This window comes from Microbispora sp. NPDC049125 (assembly GCF_040802045.1).
Classification (GTDB): domain Bacteria; phylum Actinomycetota; class Actinomycetes; order Streptosporangiales; family Streptosporangiaceae; genus Microbispora.
In genome coordinates, this window is sequence record NZ_JBEZDW010000044.1 from 48,360 (window position 1) to 68,359 (window position 20,000).

Consider the following 20,000-nt stretch of genomic DNA (forward strand, 5'->3'; position numbering starts at 1 on the left):
AGCATGCCACAGCACATCCGCAAGTACTGGGGGCCCCTCAAGGGCCGGGTGCCGCTCAACTTCAACTGGGGGGCGATCACCGTCAACTCGATCGTGCACATCGCCGCCAGCGAGTACGTCCCCGAGACGGACCCCAACGCGCACGGCGGATTCACCGACGCCAACCATCAGCGGTTCATCGGAGCCGCCAACGTGACGGTGTCCAACATCGCGCCGCACGGCTCTCCCTGGGATCCGAACCAGGGCGTGACCTTCGTGGTCAACGTGGACTGGCCGAATCCCATCCACATCGTCACCGACATCACGGTCTTCGACGAGGGCCCGGCGGAGATTCAGAACTAGGCCATGTCCTCAGGCTTGTGCGAGCGCGGCGGCGCGGTAGGCGATCTCCCGCGCCGCCTCCATGTAGGCGAGGGCGCCGCTCGACCCGGGGTCGTACGTCATGACCGACTGGCCGTAGCTGGGCGCTTCGGAGACCCGGACGCTGCGGGGGATCACCGCGTCGAGCACCGTGTCACCGAAGTGCGACCGCACCTCGTCGGCCACCTGGGAGGCGAGCCGGGTGCGGCCGTCGTACATCGTCAGCAAGATCGTCGACACGGCGAGCGTCTGGTTGAGGTGCACCCGCACCAGCTCCACGTTCTGCAGAAGCTGGGTGAGGCCCTCCAGCGCGTAGTACTCGCACTGGATGGGGATCAGCACCTCCTGGGCCGCCGCCATGGCGTTCACCGTCAGCAGGCCAAGTGACGGCGGGCAGTCGATGAGGATGTAGTCGAACTCCATGGAGTCGAACGCGGCCAGCGCACGCTTGAGCCGGGTCTCCCGGCCCACCATGGGGACGAGTTCGATCTCCGCGCCGGCCAGATCGAGGGTGGCGGGGGCGCAGAAGAGGTTCGGCATGTCGGGGACCGGCTTCACGATGGCCGACAGAGGCATGTCGTCCACGAGCACCTGGTACACAGAGGGCGTTCCCGAACGGTGCTCCGTGGCCAGGGCCGTCGACGCGTTCCCCTGAGGATCGAGGTCGAAGACGAGGACGCGCTGCCCATGCATCGACAGCGAAGCCGCCAAGTTGACCGCCGTGGTGGTCTTCCCCACCCCGCCTTTCTGGTTGGCCACGGTCATCACCCGGCATCGGGGCGGACGAGGCCACGTCCCGTTGTCGCGCGTCGCATATCCGACGGAAGGCGCAGCCGCCTGCGGGGGCGCGGCTGTTTCACGTGAAACCACAGAACTCAGTGCCTCTCGTACCAGCGGCGAATCGCCAGGGTTCAGGGGGGTCGGGGACACGGTCGTCGTGCTTCGGACCGGCGAAGCGGAGGAACGGGGCCAGCCGACTCCCGAGGGCCGGCCTACGGTCGCGATCTCCAAGGGTAGGGCGACGAGAGTCTCCGGCCAACCCAGGCCCACTGCCGCGCCCTCTGCCGCACGACGCACGACGCTCACCTCTTCCGCCGCCGCCGTGTGCCCGCCTCGGGAGACCATCCTGCGACCACGCGGACAACAGTGGCGGGCGGATCGACTTTACCGCGCCCGACCGTGACGAGCTCGACCTCCCGCACTCCGGCGGCCTTCAGCTGGGGACCGGCCGCCGCAAGCTCCTCCGCGGCCCGCTCCCCCTTCATCGCCAGCAGTTCCCCGCCCTCCCGCAGCAGCGGCAGCGACCAGGTGAGCAGACGGTCGAGCGGCGCCACCGCGCGGGCCGTGGCCACGTCGAACACCCGCTGGCCCGCGATCTCCTCCGCCCGGCCGCGCAGTACCTCCGCGTTGCCGAGCTTGAGCGTCTCCACGCACTCGGAGAGGAAGACCGTGCGGCGCAGCAGCGGCTCCAGCAACGTCACGGTCACGTCGGGCCGGACGATGGCCAGCACCAGGCCGGGCAGGCCGGCGCCGGAGCCGATGTCGACGATGGTCGCGTCTCGCGGCACCGCCTCCGCCACCACCGCGCAGTTCAGCAGGTGCCTGTCCCAGATGCGGGAGACCTCCCGTGGCCCCAGCAGTCCGCGTACCACTCCGGGCCCCGCGAGCAGATGGGCGAACGCCAGCGCCCGCTCCATCGCCTCACCGGTGAAAACCTCCCGGGCCACAGGGGGCGCCTCGGGCAGCTCGTTGCTCTCGGTCATCACTCACTCATTCTGGGAACGCTCTGCGCCAAGGGTAGCCGTCCGCCCGGCAGCCGAGATGGCAAGCCGGGCGGAACGGAGAAAGCCGCCGGCCCCACGAACGGGACCGGCGGCTTTCCGGGTGAAATCTGTTGATCCGGCTAGGCCGGCAGGACCACGACGAAGCGGCCGGGCTCCTCGCCCTCCGACTCGCTGCGCAGCCCGGCGGCGGCCACCGCATCATGCACGATCTTCCGCTCGAACGGCGTCATCGGCTCCAGGGCCTTGGGCTCGCCGGTGCGCTTGACGTCGTCGGCGGCGGCGGCCCCGATCTTGGTGAGCTCCGTCCGGCGCCGCTCGCGGTAGCCGCCCACGTCGAGCATGAGCCGGGACCGCTCCCCGGTCTGGCGGTGCACCGCGAGGCGGGTCAGCTCCTGGAGGGCCTCAAGGACCTCACCGTCGGGACCGACGAGCTCGTTGCCCTTGATGCCCACCACCGACACCATCGCACGGTCGCCCTCGACGTCCATGTCGATGTCGCCGTCGAGGTCGGCGATGTCGAGCAGACCCTCCAGGTAGTCGGCCGCGATCTCACCCTCCTGTTCGAGGGCGGCGAGGTCGGGAGCAGGCTTGAGGGTCTCCTCAGCTTCGGTCACGTCCGGACTCTCCTTCTCCTACGACTTCTTGCTGCCGGTGCGCTTGCTGCGAGGCTGCCGCGCCGGCTGCTGACGAATGATCTTGGGTGCGGGCTCCGGCTCGGCCGTCTCCGCCGGCGCCGACTTGGGCTTGCCCACCAGCTTGGTGAAGATCCCGTTGGTGGGCTCAGGCTGGGTGACGTTGCCCTTCTCGTCGATCACGGGCATGGGGTGCCGGCTGTAGAACCAGTGCTGCTGGGAAAGGGTCCACACGTTGGTGGTGACCCAGTAGAGGATCAGGCCCAGCTGGAAGTTCAGGGAGAAGACGGCGAACAGCGGCGAGACGTACATCAGGATCTTCTGCTGCTGCGCCATCGGATTGTCCGGCATCTGCGCCATGGAGCGCTGCACGCTCTGCCGTACGGTCAGGAACGTGGTGAGCGAGCTGACCGCCACGAAGCAGGCCAGCACGACCTTCGTCACGACCGGGTCGGCGCCGAACGCCAGGATGTGCTCGGAGCTGGTGAAGAAGGTGGCCGGCAGCGGCGCGCCGATGATGTGCGCCGCGCGCGCACTGTCGACGAGCTCCTTGGTCATGCCGAACGCGACCCGGTCCTCGGCGATGGCCCGCAGCACGGTGAACATCGAGATGAAGATCGGGAACTGCGCCACGATCGGGAGACAGCCGCCCAGCGGGTTGGCCCCGGCCGTCTGGTACAGGCGCATGACCTCTTCGTTCATGCGCTGCTTGTCGTTCTTGTACTTCTTACGGAGCTCCTGCACCTTGGGGGCGAGCTCCTGCATCTTCCTCGACGAACGCATCTGCTTGAGGAAGAGGGGGAAGATCAGCAGTCGCATCAGCACGGTCAGCGTGATGATGGTCAGCGCCCAGTTGAGCCCGCTGCTGGAGGGAATGAAAGTGCTGTAGCCCGCGTGGATTTGGGTGATCACCCAGGCCACTGCCGTGTACAGCCAATTCAGGAATGGCAGCTCCACCGAGCTAGCTCCCTTGCGTATCGTCGTGAGACCGGACTCGGCGTGGGGGCACCGGGTCGAAACCTCCTGGATGGAACGGATGACACCGCCCGATCCGCCTGACGGTCAGCCATACCCCCTGTAGGGCGCCGTGAACGGCGATGGCCTCCATCCCGTAGGCGCTGCAGGACGGCTCGAACCGGCAGTGCGGCCCCAGGGCGGGGCCGATGAAAGCCCGGTAGAACCTGATCAGAGCCAGCAGGGCACGCGCGGCGGGGCCGCGGGCCGCGGGCCGCTCTGCTACGTCCGGCGCGTAACCTCGCGCCGGAACCGGGTGCTCCGCTGTCATGACCGCCCATCCGTCGGGGCCCGGTGATCGGACCCTCGCCGCCGGAGTAAACGATCCAGCGCGACATCGAGCTCGGCGGCCAGGTGCTCACTGCGCGCGGACGCGGCCGGTGGATTGGCGCGTACCACAAGCAGGCTACCTCTCGGCAGCGACAGCAGGCGGCTTCGCATGAGGTGTCTCAACCGGCGCCTGACCTGGTTCCTGACCACCGCGCCGCCGACCGCCTTGCTCACGACGAAGCCGACCAGCGGTGGCGCATCGGCCTCACGCGTGTTCAGGTGTGCGACCAGCATGGGACGCCCGGCGCGTCGCCCGCGGCGGATCGCGTCGGCGAACTCGTCACCCCGTCGCATTCGCGACGCGGACGGCAGCACCGGTTATTCCTTCGACGTACGGACGCCGCCCGCCGCACGACTGCGCGGCGGGCGGGATCGCGTCGTCAGACCGTCAGCTCGGCGCGGCCCTTGCGGCGCCGGGCCGCGAGGATCGCACGGCCGGCCCGGGTGCGCATGCGCAGCCGGAAGCCGTGGGTCTTCGCGCGGCGACGGTTGTTCGGCTGGTAAGTACGCTTGCTCACGGGTGGGCTCCAGGCTTCAGATACACCCGCAGCGGTCTGCGGGCGCGGTACATTCCAGGGTTACGGCTCGTCATATGCGTGGGCATGCGAAATAGCCGTCGCGTGATTAGCCGACCGGGACACGTTACGCGCCCCAGGGGGGTCTGGTCAAACCGGCTCTCCCTGTCCCCAAGCGAGCACGGCGGGCCACCGGGGCCCACTAGGCTGTGGACAACGCCTTGAACACAGGTTGCGCACAACGCTACTGTCGGCCCTTCGGTCCTTCCCTTCATCAGCGTCGATGCGCAAGGGAAGAATGTGCGGGCTGTGCACAATCATGTGGATCTCGTGTGGATTCGCATATCGGGGGAGCACCTCCGGATGCCCCGGGCGTACTGACTGGACACGAATCGCGGCGAGCGGAGAGCGACGAGCGGCGAGCGGCGGGAGCCGCGCAAGGGAGGAGGGGCGGAGCCATGGATGGCGTCGATCTCAACGCTGTATGGGCTCGGGCGCTCACGACCCTCCTCGACGAGGGAGTCTCGGGGCAGCAGCGGGCGTTCCTGCAGATGACGCAGCCGTCGGGCCTGATCAACGACACCATCCTCCTCGCGGCCCCCAACGACTTCGCCAAAGAGGTCATCGAGGTCCGGCTGCGCCCCCTGATCGTGCACGCGCTGTCGCAGGAGCTCGGGCGGCCGGTGCGGATCGCGGTGATGGTGGATCCCACCGCGACGACCATCCCGCCGGGGCACGGCGGTGACCAGCACCGGCAGCAGCCGCTCTCCTCGTCCACCGACTATCCACAGCTCCGTCCCCAGGCGCAGAGCTATTCGTTAGGCGAGGACGGCCCATCTCACAGGGATTCCGGTCCGCAGGGCGCGCCGCATTATCCACAGCATCCACAGCACTCGGGACACACCCAGCACCCGTCGCATCCACAGCCGCCGCAGCTTGGTGGATACTCCCCCGAGCCTCCCCCGGCACCCAAGCCGGAGCCGGCGCAGAACCGCTGGGACGCGCGCAGCGGCCGCACCACGGCCGGCGAGCCGGCGCGGCTCAACGCGAAGTACACCTTCGAGACCTTCGTCATCGGCGCCAGCAACCGGTTCGCCCACGCCGCGGCCGTGGCGGTCGCCGAGGCCCCCGCCAAGGCGTACAACCCGCTGTTCATCTACGGCGACTCCGGGCTGGGCAAGACCCACCTGCTGCACGCGATCGGCCACTACGCGCAGAGCCTGTACGACGGCGCCCGGGTGCGGTACGTGAGCTCCGAGGAGTTCACCAACGACTTCATCAACTCCATCCGGGACCACAAGGCGGACGGGTTCCGCTCCAGGTACCGGGCTGTGGACATCCTGCTCGTGGACGACATCCAGTTCCTGGAGGGCAAGGAGCAGACGCAGGAGGAGTTCTTCCACACGTTCAACACCCTCCACAACGCGAGCAAGCAGATCGTCATCTCCAGCGATCGCGCGCCCAAGCAGCTCGTCACGCTGGAGGACCGGTTGCGCAACCGGTTCGAGTGGGGCCTGATCACCGACGTCCAGCCGCCCGAGCTGGAGACCCGCATCGCGATCCTGCGCAAGAAGGCGATCCAGGAGGGCCTGGCCGCGCCGCCCGACGTGCTGGAGTACATCGCCAGCCGGATCGCCACCAACATCCGTGAGCTCGAGGGCGCGCTCATCCGGGTCACGGCCTTCGCCAGCCTCAACCGGCAGTCTGTGGACATCCAGCTCGCCGAGATCGTCCTCAAGGACCTGATCAGCGAGGACGCGAGTCCTGAGATCACCATCTCCCTCATCATGTCGACGACCGCGGAGTATTTCGGGGTCTCCCTCGACGACCTGTGCGGCAGCTCACGCTCCCGCGCCCTGGTGACCGCCCGGCAGATCGCCATGTACCTGGCCCGGGAGCTCACCGACCTGTCCCTGCCGAAGATCGGCCAGCAGTTCGGCGGCCGGGATCACACCACCGTGATGCACGCGGAGCGGAAGATCCGATCCCTGATGGCGGAGCGTCGCTCGATGTACAACCAGGTCAACGAGCTGACGACGCGGATCAAGCAGCGCGCGCGTAACAATTGATACACAGCCTGTGGATATCTCTGTGGATCAATCACAGAGCGCTTCGGCACCCCGATCTCACGAACACCATCACACCCAACGCTGAAACACGCCGCCATGACTTGGGGATGAACATGGGGAAACCCTGGGGATGGCTTGGGGAAGACCCGTGGACAGGCTGGGGACGCCCTGTGCACTCTTGTTGCACAGGCCTCAGCAGCCCCTGTTTTCCCGTGGACAACCGGTGGAAACATCGTGGATTACCCGTGGATGAAGGGCCGTGTTCCTGGGGAACCGGTGTGGGGATCGCGGGTTCCCCCACAGCCGACGGGGTGTCCGTCCACCCCTCCCCCACACGGCCGGTGGATGAAGCAGCCCGTCTGAGCTGCGAAAACGACCGACATCCACATATCCACGCTGCCTAATGCGATGACCTATATCTCTCTTCCTAAGAACTCAAGAACCATAGAAGGGCTTCTCGAGGTGCTCAGGTGCGGGAGAGTGAAGACCTGAAGAAGCAGCGACACCCAGGAGGCTGGTCCACGTGATGTTCCGGATCGATCGCGACGTACTCGCCGAGGCCGTGGCGTGGACGGCACGGAGCCTTCCGGCACGGCCGTCGGTGCCGGTGCTCGCCGGGATGAGACTTGAAGTGACCGAGGACCAGCAGCTGAAGCTGTCCGGCTTCGACTACGAGGTCTCCGCCCAGGTGACCCTCGACCTGCAGACCGGTGACCCGGGCGTCGTCCTCGTCTCCGGCAAGCTCCTCGCCGAGATCACACGGGCCCTTCCCGCACAGCCGGTCGAGCTGGTTGTGGACGGAGCGAAGGCCGTCGTCACCTGTGGCAGCGCCCGGTTCACATTGCTGACGATGCCTGTGGAGGACTACCCGTCCCTGCCGGCCATGCCGCCGGCCGCCGGAAGGATCGGCAGCGACGTGTTCGCCTCCGCCGTCGCCCAGGTGGCCGTCGCCGCGGGCAAGGACGACACGCTGCCGATGCTGACCGGGGTGCGCGTCGAGATCGAGGGCGACACCGTGACCCTCGCCGCCACCGACCGCTACCGGCTGGCCGTACGCGAGCTGAAGTGGCAGCCGGAGCAGCCCGACTTCCAGGCGATCGCGATGATCCCGGGCCGGACGCTCGCCGACACGGCCAAGGCGCTGGGCGGGACGGGCGCAGAGGTGGAGATCGCGCTGAGCTCGGTCGGCGGCACAGGCGAGGGGATGATCGGCTTCTCCAGCTCCGGCAGGCGGACGACGACCAGGCTCCTCGACCCGGAGTTCCCCAAGTACCGCTCGCTGCTGCCCACGGAGTTCTCCGCGCGCGCCGATCTGTCCACAGCCTCGTTCGTCGAGGCGGTCAAGCGCGTCGCCCTGGTGGCCGAGCGCAACACCCCCGTACGGCTGGCCTTCCGCGGCGGCGAGGTCGTCCTGGAGGCGGGCACCGGCGACGAGGCCCAGGCCGTGGAGGCCATCCCGGCCGAGTTCGACGGCGACGAGATCAACATCGCCTTCAACCACCAATTCCTGCTGGAGGGCCTCGGCGCCATCGACTCCGACATGGCGCGCTTGCAGTTCACCACGCCGACCAAGCCGGCCATCCTCACCGGGGGCAAGCCTGTGGACGACGGAGCGACCGAGGACTACCGCTACCTCATCATGCCCATCCGGCTGTCCAGCTGACCGGTGCCTTCAACCTGGGGCGTACGATCTGCCCCGGGGCTTGGAGCCCTCGTCCACGGGTACGCGACTCCTGTGGACGAATCGGACGGTGTGGGGATCTGAAGGGTGGCTCAGATGCAGATCGGCATGATCGGCCTCGGCAAGATGGGCGGGAACATGGCCGAGCGCCTGCGGCGTGGCGGCCACGACGTCGTCGGCTATGACCGCGACCCCGCCGTAAGCGACGTGGCGAGCCTCAAGGAGCTGGTGGACAGGCTGACCGCTCCGCGCGCCGTGTGGGTCATGGTCCCCGCGGGCCAGCCCACCCGCGCCACCGTGGAGCAGCTCGCCGACCTGATGTCGGAGGGCGACATCATCATCGACGGCGGCAACTCGCACTATGTGGACGACCTGAAGCACGCGGCCGAGCTGGCGCCGCGCGGCATCGGATTCGTCGACGTGGGCGTCAGCGGCGGCGTCTGGGGCCTCGAGTACGGCTACGCCCTCATGACAGGTGGCGACGACGAGTACGTCGGCCGCCTCATGCCGATCTTCGAGACGCTGAAGCCGGAGGGCGAGGACGGCTTCGTCCACGCGGGCTCGGTCGGCGCCGGCCACTTCGCCAAGATGGTCCACAACGGCATCGAGTACGGCATGATGCAGGCCTTCGCCGAGGGCTGGGAGCTGCTTGAGGCCAGCGACGCCGTGCGCGACGTGCCCAACACGTTCAAGAGCTGGCGGCACGGGACGGTGATCCGGTCGTGGCTGCTCGACCTGCTGGTCCGCGCCCTTGAGCAGGATCCCGATCTCGCGGAGCTGAAGGGCTACGCGGAGGACTCGGGCGAGGGCCGCTGGACGGTCCAGGCGGCCGTCGACCACGCCGTCCCCCTGCCGGCGATCACCGCCGCGCTGTACGCCAGGTTCTCGTCGCGGCAGGACGACTCGCCGGCGATGAAGATGGTCGCCGCGCTGCGCAACCAGTTCGGCGGGCACGCGGTCGAGTCGGTCGCGGGGCAGAAGTACAAGGGGGCCGACTCCCCCGGCGCGGACGTGACCCCGCCGGCCGAGGCCGAGCGCGGCGGCCACTGACCCCTGGCACACGGGACCGGCATCCGGGACCGGGCGCACGGGGCCGGCAGGGACAGGGACCGTGCGCCTCGGCGCGAACAAGGGCGGTGGGGACAAGGGCGGCCGGGCGCCTTCGGCGCACGCGCCCGCACCCCGGGTACTAGCCTTACGGGGTGTACGTGGCCAGCCTGTCCCTCACTGACTTCCGGTCGTATCCGGAGGTCGAGCTCACGCTCGAACCGGGGGCGACGGCCTTCGTCGGGCCGAACGGGCAGGGAAAGACCAACCTGGTCGAGGCGCTGGGATACGTCGCCGCGCACTCCAGCCACCGCGTCGCCACCGACGCCCCGCTCGTACGCCACGGGGCACAGCGGGCGATCATCAGGTCGGTGGTGGTCAGGGACGACCGCCGCGCGCTCATCGAGCTGGAGATCAACCCCGGGCGGGCCAACCGCGCCCGGGTGAACCGGTCCCCCGCCCCCCGGGCGCGCGACGCTCTCGGCCTGCTGCGGACCGTGCTGTTCGCTCCCGAGGACCTCTCCCTGGTCAAGGGGGATCCCTCCGAGCGGCGCCGCTTCCTCGACGATCTGCTCGTGGCCCGCACCCCCAGGTTCGCCGGGGTCCGCGCCGACTACGAGCGCGTCCTGAAGCAGCGCAACGCCCTGCTGCGTACGGCGGCCGCCACCCGCGGGGGCAGGCGGCGCGGCGGCCGCCGGCAGGACGACGACGCGGCGTTCGCCTCCGCGGGTGCCGGAGACGTCCTCGCCACGCTTGAGATCTGGGATTCCCACCTGGTGCGGCACGGCGCGGAGCTGACGGCGGCCCGCATCGACCTGGTCGACGCGCTACGGCCGCTGGCGGCCAAGGCGTACGCCACCCTCGCGCCGTCCTCAGCGCTGGCGGACCTGGATTATCGCGGCGCTGTGGACGACGCCGAGGGGAAGTTATCCACAGACGTCCCCAGCTTGGGGACAAACCGGGAAATCATCGCGGAACGGCTGCGGGCCGGTCTCGCGGAGGTCCGCCAGGCCGAGCTGGACCGGGGGATCACCCTCGTCGGCCCGCACCGCGACGACCTGCTGCTGCGCCTGGGAGAGCTGCCCGCGCGGGGCTACGCCAGCCACGGCGAGTCGTGGTCGTTCGCACTCGCACTGCGGCTGGCGGCATATGACCTGCTCAGGACGGACGGCGGCGACCCGGTGCTGATCCTCGACGACGTGTTCGCCGAGCTCGACACGCAGCGGCGCAGGAGGCTCACCGAGATCGTCGCCCCCGCCGAGCAGGTGCTGATCACCGCGGCCGTGCCCGACGACGTGCCGTCCGAGCTCGCCGGAGCCCGCTTCGACGTCGTGGAAGGGAGCGTCACCCGTGTCCGATGAATCCACAGGCGGTGGACGAACGCCCGGCCCCTCAGCAACACAGGGATCGCCTCAGGGCGAGGGCTCCCCGACGGGCGCGGCCGCCCGGGGGGCGGCCCTGGCACGGGAGAAGCTCACCCAGGCGAAGGCCGACGCGGCCAGGCGCGGCCGGCTCCCCAGGAGCGAGCCCCGCCGCCGGCGCGGCGGCGCGCCGGGCAGGGACGCCGGCGACCCGCTGCCTTTCGGCAAGGCCATCCGTGACCTTCTGGCCGACCGGGGCTGGGAGCAGCCGGTCGCCGTCGGCGGCGTGTTCGGCCGCTGGCACGAGATCGTCGGGCCGGATCTGGCCGCCCACACCACGCCGGAGAGCTTCGAGGACGGCGAGGTGACCGTGGCGGCCGCCTCGACGGCGTGGGCCACCCAGGTGCGGCTGCTGGCGTCGACGCTGGTCAGGCGGCTCAACGAGGAGCTGGGCGACGGAACGGTCACCCGGGTCAAGGTGCGCGGGCCGGGAGCCGGCCCTCGGCTTGAGGGCGGGCTGCGGGTGCGCGGCAGCAAAGGCCCCGGCGACACCTACGGATGAACGGTACATCGGGCGGGCGCCGCACAGAGGGAGAGCCCGAACCGGCCCAAAATCGCGCCTGAGGCGACGACCCCCTTCCCGCGTGGGGGATGCTCAAAAACATGATCGTCAAGCGACAGACCATCACAGCCCCCGTCAATGCCCTACGAGGTCCTCAGGACCGGTAGAATGAACATGGACTCAAGGACACGTCCGGTTTGCGCCACCCCCCGGCCCGGCGGGCCGATTTCCCCAGGGTGGGCGCATCGGGGCACTCACGACGGTGACGGGCACGGCAGGGGCAGCCAATCCATGGTGTCCCCCGCCGCGTGTCCGCGGCAGGAGGATTTCGCACTTGTCCTACGACGCTAGTTCAATCACCGTTCTCGAGGGCCTTGAAGCGGTCCGCAAGCGCCCCGGCATGTACATCGGCTCGACCGGTGAGCGCGGGCTCCACCACCTTGTCTACGAGATCGTCGACAACGCGGTCGACGAGGCGCTGGCCGGCCACAACGACTGGATCGAGGTCACCCTCCTCGCCGACGGCGGCGTCCGCGTCGTCGACCGCGGGCGCGGCATCCCCGTCGGCATCGTCGAGGCCGAGGGGCGTCCCGCCGTCGAGGTCGTCTTCACCGTGCTGCACGCCGGCGGCAAGTTCGACAGCAAGTCGTACGCCGTCTCGGGTGGCCTGCACGGCGTCGGCGCGTCGGTCGTCAACGCCCTGTCCAAGCGCCTGGAGGTCGAGGTACGCACCGACGGGCACATCTGGCGGCAGTCGTACGACACGGCCAAGCCGGTGGGCCCGCTGAGCAAGGGCGAGCCGACCGACGGCCACGGCACGACGATCAGCTTCTGGCCCGACGACACCATCTTCGAGACCACCACCTGGAACTTCGAGACGCTCTCGCGCCGGTTCCAGGAGATGGCCTTCCTCAACAAGGGCCTGACGATCAGGCTCAGCGACGAGCGGCCCGACCACATCAACGGCGAGCCGACGGTCGTGACGTACTACTACGAGGGCGGCCTGGCCGACTTCGTCACCCACCTGAACTCGAAGAAGGATCCGATCCACACCTCGGTCATCGACTTCGAGGAGCACGGCGACGGCATCTCGGTCGAGATCGCCATGCAGTGGAACGCCTCCTACAGCGAGTCGGTCTACACGTTCGCGAACACGATCAACACGGCTGAGGGCGGCACCCACGAGGAGGGCTTCCGCGCGGCGCTGACGACCATCGTCAACCGGTACGCGCGCGAGCAGAAGTTCCTCAAGGAGGGCAAGGACGACAATCTCAGCGGAGACGACGTCCGTGAGGGCCTCGCGGCGATCATCTCGGTGAAGCTCGCCGACCCCCAGTTCGAGGGCCAGACCAAGACCAAGCTCGGCAACACCGAGGCGAAGTCGTTCGTCCAGAAGGCCTGCAACGACCACCTCCGCGACTGGTTCGAGCGCAACCCGGGCGAGGCCAAGGAGATCATCACCAAGTCGCTGCAGGCCTCCCGCGCCCGTATCGCCGCCCGTCAGGCCCGCGACCTCACCCGCCGCAAGTCGCTGCTGGAGAGCGGCAGCGGGCTTCCCGGCAAGCTGGCCGACTGCCAGTGGTCGGAGCCGGAGAAGTGCGAGCTGTTCATCGTCGAGGGCGACTCGGCCGGCGGCTCGGCGAAGGGCGGACGGGATCCCAAGTTCCAGGCGATCCTGCCCATCCGCGGCAAGATCCTCAACGTCGAGAAGGCGCGGATCGACAAGGTCCTCAAGAACAACGAGGTCCAGGCGCTGATCACGGCCCTCGGCACGGGGGTGCACGACGAGTTCGACATCGAGAAGCTCCGTTACCACAAGCTGATCCTGATGGCCGACGCCGACGTGGACGGCCAGCACATCACCACGCTGCTGCTGACACTGCTGTTCCGCTTCATGCGGCCGCTGATCGAGGCCGGCCACGTCTACCTCTCCCAGCCCCCGCTCTACAAGATCAAGTGGGACCGCAAGGGTGAGGACGCCTCGTACGCGTACTCCGACCGCGAGCGCGACGCGATCATCGAGGACGGCATCGGCCGTGGCAGGCGCGACCCCCGCCTCCACGACGGCGTGCAGCGCTTCAAGGGTCTGGGCGAGATGAACGCCTCCCAGCTCTGGGAGACCACGATGAACCCGGACACCAGGGTGCTCCTCCAGGTCACCCTCGACGACGCCGCCCAGGCCGACGAGCTGTTCAGCGTCCTCATGGGTGAGGACGTCGAGGCCCGCAGGAACTTCATCATCCGCAACGCCCGTGACGTCCGCTTCCTCGACGTCTAAGCAGAAGGACTTTTCGTGACGGAAGTAAACACTCCGCCTGGGCCGCCTGCCGACCGCGTCGAACTGGTCGACATCCAGTCCGAGATGCAGCGCAGCTACATGGACTACGCGATGTCGGTCATCGTGTCCCGCGCGCTGCCGGACGTACGCGACGGCCTCAAGCCCGTGCACCGCCGTGTGCTGTACGCCATGTTCGACGGCGGTTACCGTCCCGACCGCGGCTACTTCAAATGCTCGCGCATCGTCGGTGACGTCATGGGCTCCTACCATCCCCACGGCGACGCCTCGATCTACGACACCGTAGTACGGCTCGCGCAGCCGTGGTCGCTGCGCTATCCCCTCGTCGACGGGCAGGGCAACTTCGGCTCGCCGGGCAACGACCCGGCCGCCGCCATGCGGTACACCGAGAGCCGCCTGGCGCAGATCGCCATGGAGATGCTCCGGGACATCGACAAGGACACCGTCGACTTCCAGCCCAACTACGACGGGCGTTCCCAGGAGCCGGTGGTCCTGCCGTCGCGCTTCCCCAACCTGCTCGTCAACGGCGCCGCCGGCATCGCGGTCGGCATGGCGACCAACATCCCGCCGCACAACCTGCGCGAGGTCGGCGAGGCCGTCCGGTGGGCCCTCGACAACCTCGAGTCGAGCGACGAGGAGATGCTCAACGGGCTGATGGCCCGGATCAAGGGCCCCGACTTCCCGACCGGCGCGCTGATCGTCGGCCGCCGCGGCATCGAGGACGCCTACCGCACCGGGCGCGGCTCGATCATCATGCGGGCGATCGTGGAGGTCGAGGAGGACCCGAAGGGCCGGCAGTGCCTGGTCGTCACGGCCCTGCCGTATCAGGTCAACCCGGACAACCTCGCTCTGACCATCGCCGAACTCGTGCGGGAGGGCAAGGTCACCGGCATCGCGGACGTCCGCGACGAGACCTCCTCGCGCACCGGCCAGCGGCTCGTCATCGTGCTGAGGCGTGACGCGGTCGCCAAGGTCGTGCTGAACAACCTGTACAAGCACACCCAGCTGCAGACCACCTTCGGCTGCAACATGATCGCGCTGGTGGACGGCGTGCCGCGGACGCTGCGGCTCGACCAGTTCGTCCGGTACTACATCGTGCACCAGATCGAGGTCGTCGTCCGGCGCACCCGGTTCCTGCTGCGCAAGGCCGAGGAGCGGGCCCACATCCTGCGCGGCCTGATCAAGGCGCTCGACCGGATGGACGACGTGATCGCCCTCATCCGGCGGTCGCCGTCGGCGTCCGAGGCCCAGGGCGGCCTGATGACGCTGCTGGACATCGACCAGGTGCAGGCGCAGGCCATCCTCGACATGCAGCTGCGCAAGCTCGCAGCCCTGGAGCGGCAGCAGATCCAGGACGAGTACGACGGCCTGATGGCGCAGATCGCCGACTACCAGGACATCCTCAGCAACGAGCCCCGGCAGCGGCGGATCGTCTCGGAGGAGCTCGGCGAGATCATCGGCAAGTTCGGCGACGAGCGGAAGACCGAGCTCACGGCGTACGAAGGCGACATGTCCATCGAGGACCTGATCGCCGAGGAGGACGTCGTCGTCACGATCACCCGTGGCGGCTACGCCAAGCGCACCCACACCGACCTCTACCGCGCCCAGAAGCGCGGCGGCAAGGGCGTCAGGGGCGCGCAGCTCCGCCAGGACGACATCGTCGAGCACTTCTTCGTGACCACGACGCACCACTGGCTGCTCGCCTTCACCAACAAGGGCCGCGTCTACCGCTTCAAGGCGTACGAGCTGCCGGACGCCGGGCGCGACGCCCGGGGCCAGCACCTGGCCAACCTGCTGGCGATGCAGCCCGACGAGCACGTCATGGAGATCCTCGACCTGCGGGACTACGACGTCGCGCCGTACCTCGTCCTGGCGACCCGCAGCGGCCTGGTCAAGAAGACCCGCCTGTCGGAATACGATTCGCCGCGCTCCGGTGGCCTTATCGCCATCAACCTGCGCGAGGATGACGAGGTGATCGCCGCACGACTCGTCTCCGAGGGTGACGATCTGCTGCTCGTCTCCACCAACGCGCAGTCGATCCGCTTCACCGCCTCCGACGAGACCCTCCGTCCGATGGGCCGCGCGACCAGCGGCGTCATCGGGATGAGGTTCATCGACGGTGACGAGCTGCTCGCCATGAACGTGATTCAGGGTGGCGAGGACGTGCTTATCGCCACGGTCGGCGGGTATGCGAAGCGGACTCCCGCCGAGCAGTATCCGGTCCAGGGCCGCGGCGGTAAGGGGGTGCTGACAGCCAAGATCGTCAGTGCCCGTGGCAAGCTGGTCGGTGCCGTCATCGTCCGTCCCGAGGACGAGGTCTTCGCGATCACGTCCGCCGGTGGGGTGATCCGTACCAGTGCGGGTGAGATCAAGCAGTCGGGGCGCCAGACGATGGGAGTGCGCCTGATGAACCTCGCCGATGGGGACAGTGTTGTGGCCCTCGCTCGCAACGCCGAGGCGTTGGAGACCGAGGAGAACGGGGCAGGAGACGAGGCATGAGCGACACCGGCAGGCCACGCACGGGTACGCCCAAGAAGAAGCCGGGCAGCCGTCCGGCGTCGTCTTCGATGAAGGACGGCGTTACCGCTCGGGTACAGGATGGCGATAGCGTCGCGAGGGTGGCTTCCGATGACGAGCTGACCGCTCCCGAACCGGCCAAGGGCGACGACACCGTCCGCATCCGGACCTCCGCCGCCGACCAGCCGTGGAAGCGGCAGTCCACCAAGGACGGCGACACGCCCGCCGACGGCACACCCATCCCCGGCGCCGAGCCCACCGCTCCGCTCTCCGCGCCCGGCCGTTCCGGCTCCGGCTCAGGGGCCGCGGGTCGTACGTCCTCCGGGACGGGTGGCTCGGGCACGTCCGCCCGTCCGTCCTCCGGGACGTCGGCTCGTCCGTCCTCGGCGTCGGCCGGGTCCACTTCGGCTCGTCCGTCGGTCGGCTCAGCCGGCTCGGCTTCGGGCCGCCCGTCGTCCGGATCGGCCGGCTCGGCTTCGGGCCGCCCGTCGTCCGGATCGGCCGCCTCCGCCTCCGGCCGTCCGTCGGGTGGATCCGCGTCGTCCGGCCGTCCGTCGTCCGGGACGGCGGCCGGCTCGGCCGCAGGCCGGACCAGCGCGGGGAGCAAGCCGGGCACCTCCGGGCGGCCCGACTCCTCGTCGGCCTCGGAAGGGGCGGGACGTCCGGGGAGCCCCAGCACGGCGTCACGGACCGGCTCGTCCTCGTCCAACTCTTCCTCCAGCTCCTCCAGCACGCCGGGTACGGCGGGCCGTACGGGCGGCTGGCCCGAGACGTCGACCGGCACCGCCGACACGTCCTGGTCGGCTCGCACGGACTCCACGCGTGGCGCCTCCGCCGGCGCGGCGTTCTCCCCCACGACCTCACCTCCTGTGGACGGCGCCCGCCCCTCCGGCGCCGGTTCGGTGGACGGCGCGGTGCGGGGGCTCAGCTTCGGCACGGCGGAGCGTTCCGGCTCCAAGAGCGAGGCGGCCAAGGAGAAGAAGGCGGGTGTCCGCGCGCCCCGCAAGGCCCACCTGGTGCTGCGCAGGATCGAGCCGTGGTCGGCGATGAAGTTCAGCTTCGTCGTGTCCCTCGTCTGCTTCGTGGTGCTGTTCGTGGCCGTGGCCGTCCTGTACGGCGTGCTCTCGGGCCTCGGCGTCTTCTCCTCCATCACCGACGCGGTGAACCAGCTCACGACGGGAGCCGGCGGAGTGGGGGCGGACACGATCGATGCGGCGAGCTGGTTCGAACCTGTCCGCATCCTCGGCTACACGGCCATGCTGGGCGCGCTGAACGTCGTGCTCATCACCGCCCTGTCCACCCTGGGCGCGGTCATCTACAACGTGTCCGCCGACCTGGTCGGCGGGGTCGAGGTCACCTTCAGCGAGGCCGAGTAACGTCACCGTACGGCTGCCGCTCACGCGGCGGTGGCCGTACGGTGACGGGCTTCCAGCGGTGCGACCACGGGTACGGACACGGTAAGCTTTATCTCGTTCGCGCAGGGATTCGCCACCGGAAACGGGATGCGGTAACGTTCCTTGCGCGCGACGCGGGGCTATAGCTCAGACGGTTAGAGCGCTTCCCTGATAAGGAAGAGGTCCCAGGTTCAAGTCCTGGTAGCCCCACCACGAAATGCCAGCTCAGAGGCCAGTTCCCAAGATCAGGGAACTGGCCTTTTGATCGTTTGTTAGCTGCTCGTTAGTGAGATTGGTCCCGACTAGGTGACAAAGATCAATCCACATCGACAGGTCCTGACATCGGTCTCCCCTAGGTAAGTGACTGAGATTGAACATCGCAAGGTCATAAGCGACGACCGCCGCCGTGAACCTACCTGGCCTGTGCGACCAGGAGCAGTGGTTGTGATTCTCGGTCGTCCCAGGAGCCGACCGCCACCGATGCCTATGTGCGAAGGCATTGTGATCGTCCAGTTGCGATCCTCGGTCGCCCCGGAGGGCGACCGCCACCGCCAACCGAATAACTACCCGTGCCCTAAGTGCGGGTTGCGATCCTCGGTCGCCCCGAGGGCGACCGCCACCCACGTACTCGTCGATCATCCACAGCGGTGGGACGTTGCGATCCTCGGTCGCCCCGGAGGGCGACCGCCACTCACCCAGGACTGGTCATACTCGCCTGACTTCGTGTTGCGATCCTCGGTCGCCCCGGAGGGCGACCGCCACCCCACCTCCACGCCCACCTGCCCCGAGTACTCAAGGTTGCGATCCTCGGTCGCCCCGGAGGGCGACCGCCACCGCCGGCGATGAGTTCCTCGAGCGGCTGGACGTTCTTGTTGCGATCCTCGGTCGCCCCGGAGGGCGACCGCCACGGTCCGCCGACCGTTGTGCTTCGGCGGAGCCTTCGAGTTGCGATCCTCGGTCGCCCCGGAGGGCGACCGCCACCGGGCGGAGGACAACGCTCCAGATCCAGGTGATCGGCGTTGCGATCCTCGGTCGCCCCGGAGGGCGACCGCCACCGACACGAAGGCGGCGGCGCCGGCAACGCCGAGGAGTTGCGATCCTCGGTCGCCCCGGAGGGCGACCGCCACGGCCGCTTTCGCGTGGTACAGGTCGTGCAAGACAGTTGCGATCCTCGGTCGCCCCGGAGGGCGACCGCCACCTCCGCGCGGATCACACCGTTCCACGCCTGGTCGCGTTGCGATCCTCGGTCGCCCCGGAGGGCGACCGCCACCGGACTACGAGCAGCGCGACATCGTCGAGGTGTCCCTGTTGCGATCCTCGGTCGCCCCGGAGGGCGACCGCCACGCATGCGTGTGCTTACCCATGTCGTTCCTCTCTCGTGTTGCGATCCTCGGTCGCCCCGGAGGGCGACCGCCACTCGTCAATGCACAGCAGGCCCTTTTGGCCAAGGTGTTGCGATCCTCGGTCGCCCCGGAGGGCGACCGCCACCGGCGCCACCCTGTCCGTCCGCTACGACGGGTACGTGTTGCGATCCTCGGTCGCCCCGGAGGGCGACCGCCACGCCAACATGGGCACCGCCCTGCACAAGATGACGGAGTTGCGATCCTCGGTCGCCCCGGAGGGCGACCGCCACCCGTCTGACGTGCTAGAAGAGTACGCGGGCCGGGGGGACGTTGCGATCCTCGGTCGCCCCGGAGGGCGACCGCCACGTAGGCATCTCGCATGTCTGCCTTTGAACCGACCTAGTTGCGATCCTCGGTCGCCCCGGAGGGCGACCGCCACCTCATGCTGTAGGTTCCCGTCGGCTGCACCATTTGTGAGTTGCGATCCTCGGTCGCCCCGGAGGGCGACCGCCACCGTCGCCTGCGAGAACAACATCACCGCATCCGGCCTGTTGCGATCCTCGGCCCCGGAGGGCGACCGCCACCCACACGTCAACTTGGGCACCGCGGTTATCGACACGGCGTTGCGATCCTCGGTCGCCCCGGAGGGCGACCGCCACCTCGTCCCGGGGCGCGTGGTCGGCCCCCTCGAACGGGTTGCGATCCTCGGTCGCCCCGGAGGGCGACCGCCACGGCGGCACTGCCGGCGCCGACGGTGGACGCGTACCGGTTGCGATCCTCGGTCGCCCCGGAGGGCGACCGCCACCAACAAGATCGTGTTCACCGCGACCGGGGCCGCGACGTTGCGATCCTCGGTCGCCCCGGAGGGCGACCGCCACCCGTCAGCAGCATCGGGGTGCAGTCGAGTGTGGCGTTGCGATCCTCGGTCGCCCCGGAGGGCGACCGCCACCACGCTCGGCGGCGTGTCAACGACGCTTGAAAACGGACCCCCTATCGTCGCCTGAAAGTTGACCCCCTGGCGTTGATGTTGCTGCGGATTGTTACTGATGGTCGTTGCTGGTCTCGGCTGCAGGGACACGGCCGAGGTCGCGGTTT

General features: G+C 68.9%; 15 protein-coding genes, 1 tRNA gene, 1 pseudogene and 1 CRISPR repeat array. Of the genes and pseudogenes, 10 read left to right on the forward strand and 7 right to left on the reverse strand.

What is annotated here, in order from left to right; translation table 11 throughout:
- The first annotated feature begins 3 nt into the window (after positions 1-3).
- On the forward strand, positions 4-342 hold the full coding sequence (locus AB0B72_RS34620; RefSeq protein ID WP_367743635.1) for a hypothetical protein: 339 nt from the start codon (positions 4-6) through the stop codon (positions 340-342).
- 9 nt (positions 343-351) lie between these two features.
- Here the strand turns inward: AB0B72_RS34620 and AB0B72_RS34625 are convergent, their stop codons facing one another.
- The 7 genes from AB0B72_RS34625 to rpmH form a co-directional block, all read right to left on the reverse strand.
- Complete coding sequence (locus AB0B72_RS34625) at positions 352-1,125, reverse strand: ParA family protein (protein ID WP_367743637.1); 774 nt, start codon at positions 1,123-1,125, stop codon at positions 352-354.
- A gap of 317 nt (positions 1,126-1,442) precedes the next feature.
- On the reverse strand, positions 1,443-2,123 hold the full coding sequence (gene rsmG, locus AB0B72_RS34630) for a 16S rRNA (guanine(527)-N(7))-methyltransferase RsmG (RefSeq protein WP_367743639.1): 681 nt from the start codon (positions 2,121-2,123) through the stop codon (positions 1,443-1,445).
- Between the two features lie 140 nt (positions 2,124-2,263).
- Positions 2,264-2,758: a protein jag gene (locus AB0B72_RS34635; RefSeq protein ID WP_367743641.1), complete on the reverse strand. Its 495-nt coding sequence runs from the start codon at positions 2,756-2,758 to the stop codon at positions 2,264-2,266.
- Between the two features lie 18 nt (positions 2,759-2,776).
- Positions 2,777-3,733, reverse strand: coding sequence for a membrane protein insertase YidC (gene yidC / locus AB0B72_RS34640; RefSeq protein ID WP_367743644.1), 957 nt, complete (start codon positions 3,731-3,733; stop codon positions 2,777-2,779).
- A 4-nt stretch (positions 3,734-3,737) separates the two neighbouring features.
- A complete protein-coding gene (gene yidD, locus AB0B72_RS34645) occupies positions 3,738-4,061 on the reverse strand; it encodes a membrane protein insertion efficiency factor YidD (RefSeq protein WP_367743645.1) in 324 nt (107 codons plus the stop codon).
- Positions 4,058-4,435 carry a ribonuclease P protein component gene (gene rnpA / locus AB0B72_RS34650; RefSeq protein ID WP_367743647.1) on the reverse strand — a complete coding sequence of 126 codons (378 nt, stop codon included), beginning with the start codon at positions 4,433-4,435 and terminating at the stop codon, positions 4,058-4,060. Before rnpA ends, yidD begins: the two co-directional genes overlap by 4 nt.
- A 65-nt stretch (positions 4,436-4,500) precedes the next feature.
- A complete protein-coding gene (gene rpmH / locus AB0B72_RS34655; RefSeq protein WP_015772801.1) occupies positions 4,501-4,638 on the reverse strand; it encodes a 50S ribosomal protein L34 in 138 nt (45 codons plus the stop codon).
- 455 nt (positions 4,639-5,093) lie between these two features.
- Between rpmH and dnaA the strand changes: the two genes are divergently transcribed.
- The 9 genes and pseudogenes from dnaA to AB0B72_RS34700 all read left to right on the forward strand — a co-directional run bounded on the left by dnaA (position 5,094) and on the right by AB0B72_RS34700 (position 17,775).
- Positions 5,094-6,704, forward strand: a complete 1,611-nt coding sequence (gene dnaA / locus AB0B72_RS34660; RefSeq protein ID WP_367743650.1) for a chromosomal replication initiator protein DnaA — start codon at positions 5,094-5,096, stop codon at positions 6,702-6,704.
- 523 nt (positions 6,705-7,227) lie between these two features.
- Entirely contained in the window at positions 7,228-8,367 is a 1,140-nt protein-coding gene (dnaN, locus tag AB0B72_RS34665) for a DNA polymerase III subunit beta (RefSeq protein ID WP_367743651.1), read from the forward strand.
- A gap of 114 nt (positions 8,368-8,481) precedes the next feature.
- A complete protein-coding gene (gene gnd / locus AB0B72_RS34670) occupies positions 8,482-9,435 on the forward strand; it encodes a phosphogluconate dehydrogenase (NAD(+)-dependent, decarboxylating) (RefSeq protein ID WP_367743653.1) in 954 nt (317 codons plus the stop codon).
- 152 nt (positions 9,436-9,587) lie between these two features.
- The gene (gene recF / locus AB0B72_RS34675; protein ID WP_367743654.1) at positions 9,588-10,793 is read left to right on the forward strand and encodes a DNA replication/repair protein RecF; all 1,206 of its coding nucleotides are present in this window, start codon (positions 9,588-9,590) and stop codon (positions 10,791-10,793) included.
- Entirely contained in the window at positions 10,783-11,355 is a 573-nt protein-coding gene (locus AB0B72_RS34680) for a DUF721 domain-containing protein (RefSeq protein ID WP_367743655.1), read from the forward strand. Before recF ends, AB0B72_RS34680 begins: the two co-directional genes overlap by 11 nt.
- Before the next feature lie 334 nt (positions 11,356-11,689).
- Positions 11,690-13,633 carry a DNA topoisomerase (ATP-hydrolyzing) subunit B gene (gene gyrB, locus AB0B72_RS34685; RefSeq protein ID WP_367743656.1) on the forward strand — a complete coding sequence of 648 codons (1,944 nt, stop codon included), beginning with the start codon at positions 11,690-11,692 and terminating at the stop codon, positions 13,631-13,633.
- Between the two features lie 15 nt (positions 13,634-13,648).
- Positions 13,649-16,150, forward strand: a complete 2,502-nt coding sequence (gene gyrA / locus AB0B72_RS34690; protein ID WP_367743657.1) for a DNA gyrase subunit A — start codon at positions 13,649-13,651, stop codon at positions 16,148-16,150.
- Positions 16,151-17,163: 1,013 nt separating this feature from the next.
- Positions 17,164-17,544 (forward strand): annotated as a pseudogene (locus tag AB0B72_RS34695) (DUF3566 domain-containing protein); the annotation flags it as partial.
- Between the two features lie 154 nt (positions 17,545-17,698).
- Positions 17,699-17,775, forward strand: a tRNA-Ile gene (locus AB0B72_RS34700).
- Positions 17,776-17,930: 155 nt separating this feature from the next.
- Positions 17,931-19,854: a CRISPR direct-repeat array (repeat unit 37 nt; unit sequence GTTGCGATCCTCGGTCGCCCCGGAGGGCGACCGCCAC).
- The last annotated feature ends 146 nt before the right edge of the window (positions 19,855-20,000 follow it).

Excerpts from the sequence above, each read along its gene's own strand:
- dnaA (WP_367743650.1), top strand. The coding sequence starts at position 5,094 with ATGGATGGCGTCGATCTCAACGCTGTATGGGCTCGGGCGCTCACGACC.
- AB0B72_RS34620 (WP_367743635.1), top strand. The coding sequence starts at position 4 with ATGCCACAGCACATCCGCAAGTACTGGGGGCCCCTCAAGGGCCGGGTG.
- yidD (WP_367743645.1), bottom strand. The coding sequence starts at position 4,061 with ATGACAGCGGAGCACCCGGTTCCGGCGCGAGGTTACGCGCCGGACGTA.
- rsmG (WP_367743639.1), bottom strand. The coding sequence starts at position 2,123 with ATGACCGAGAGCAACGAGCTGCCCGAGGCGCCCCCTGTGGCCCGGGAG.
- gnd (WP_367743653.1), top strand. The coding sequence starts at position 8,482 with ATGCAGATCGGCATGATCGGCCTCGGCAAGATGGGCGGGAACATGGCC.
- AB0B72_RS34625 (WP_367743637.1), bottom strand. The coding sequence starts at position 1,125 with ATGACCGTGGCCAACCAGAAAGGCGGGGTGGGGAAGACCACCACGGCG.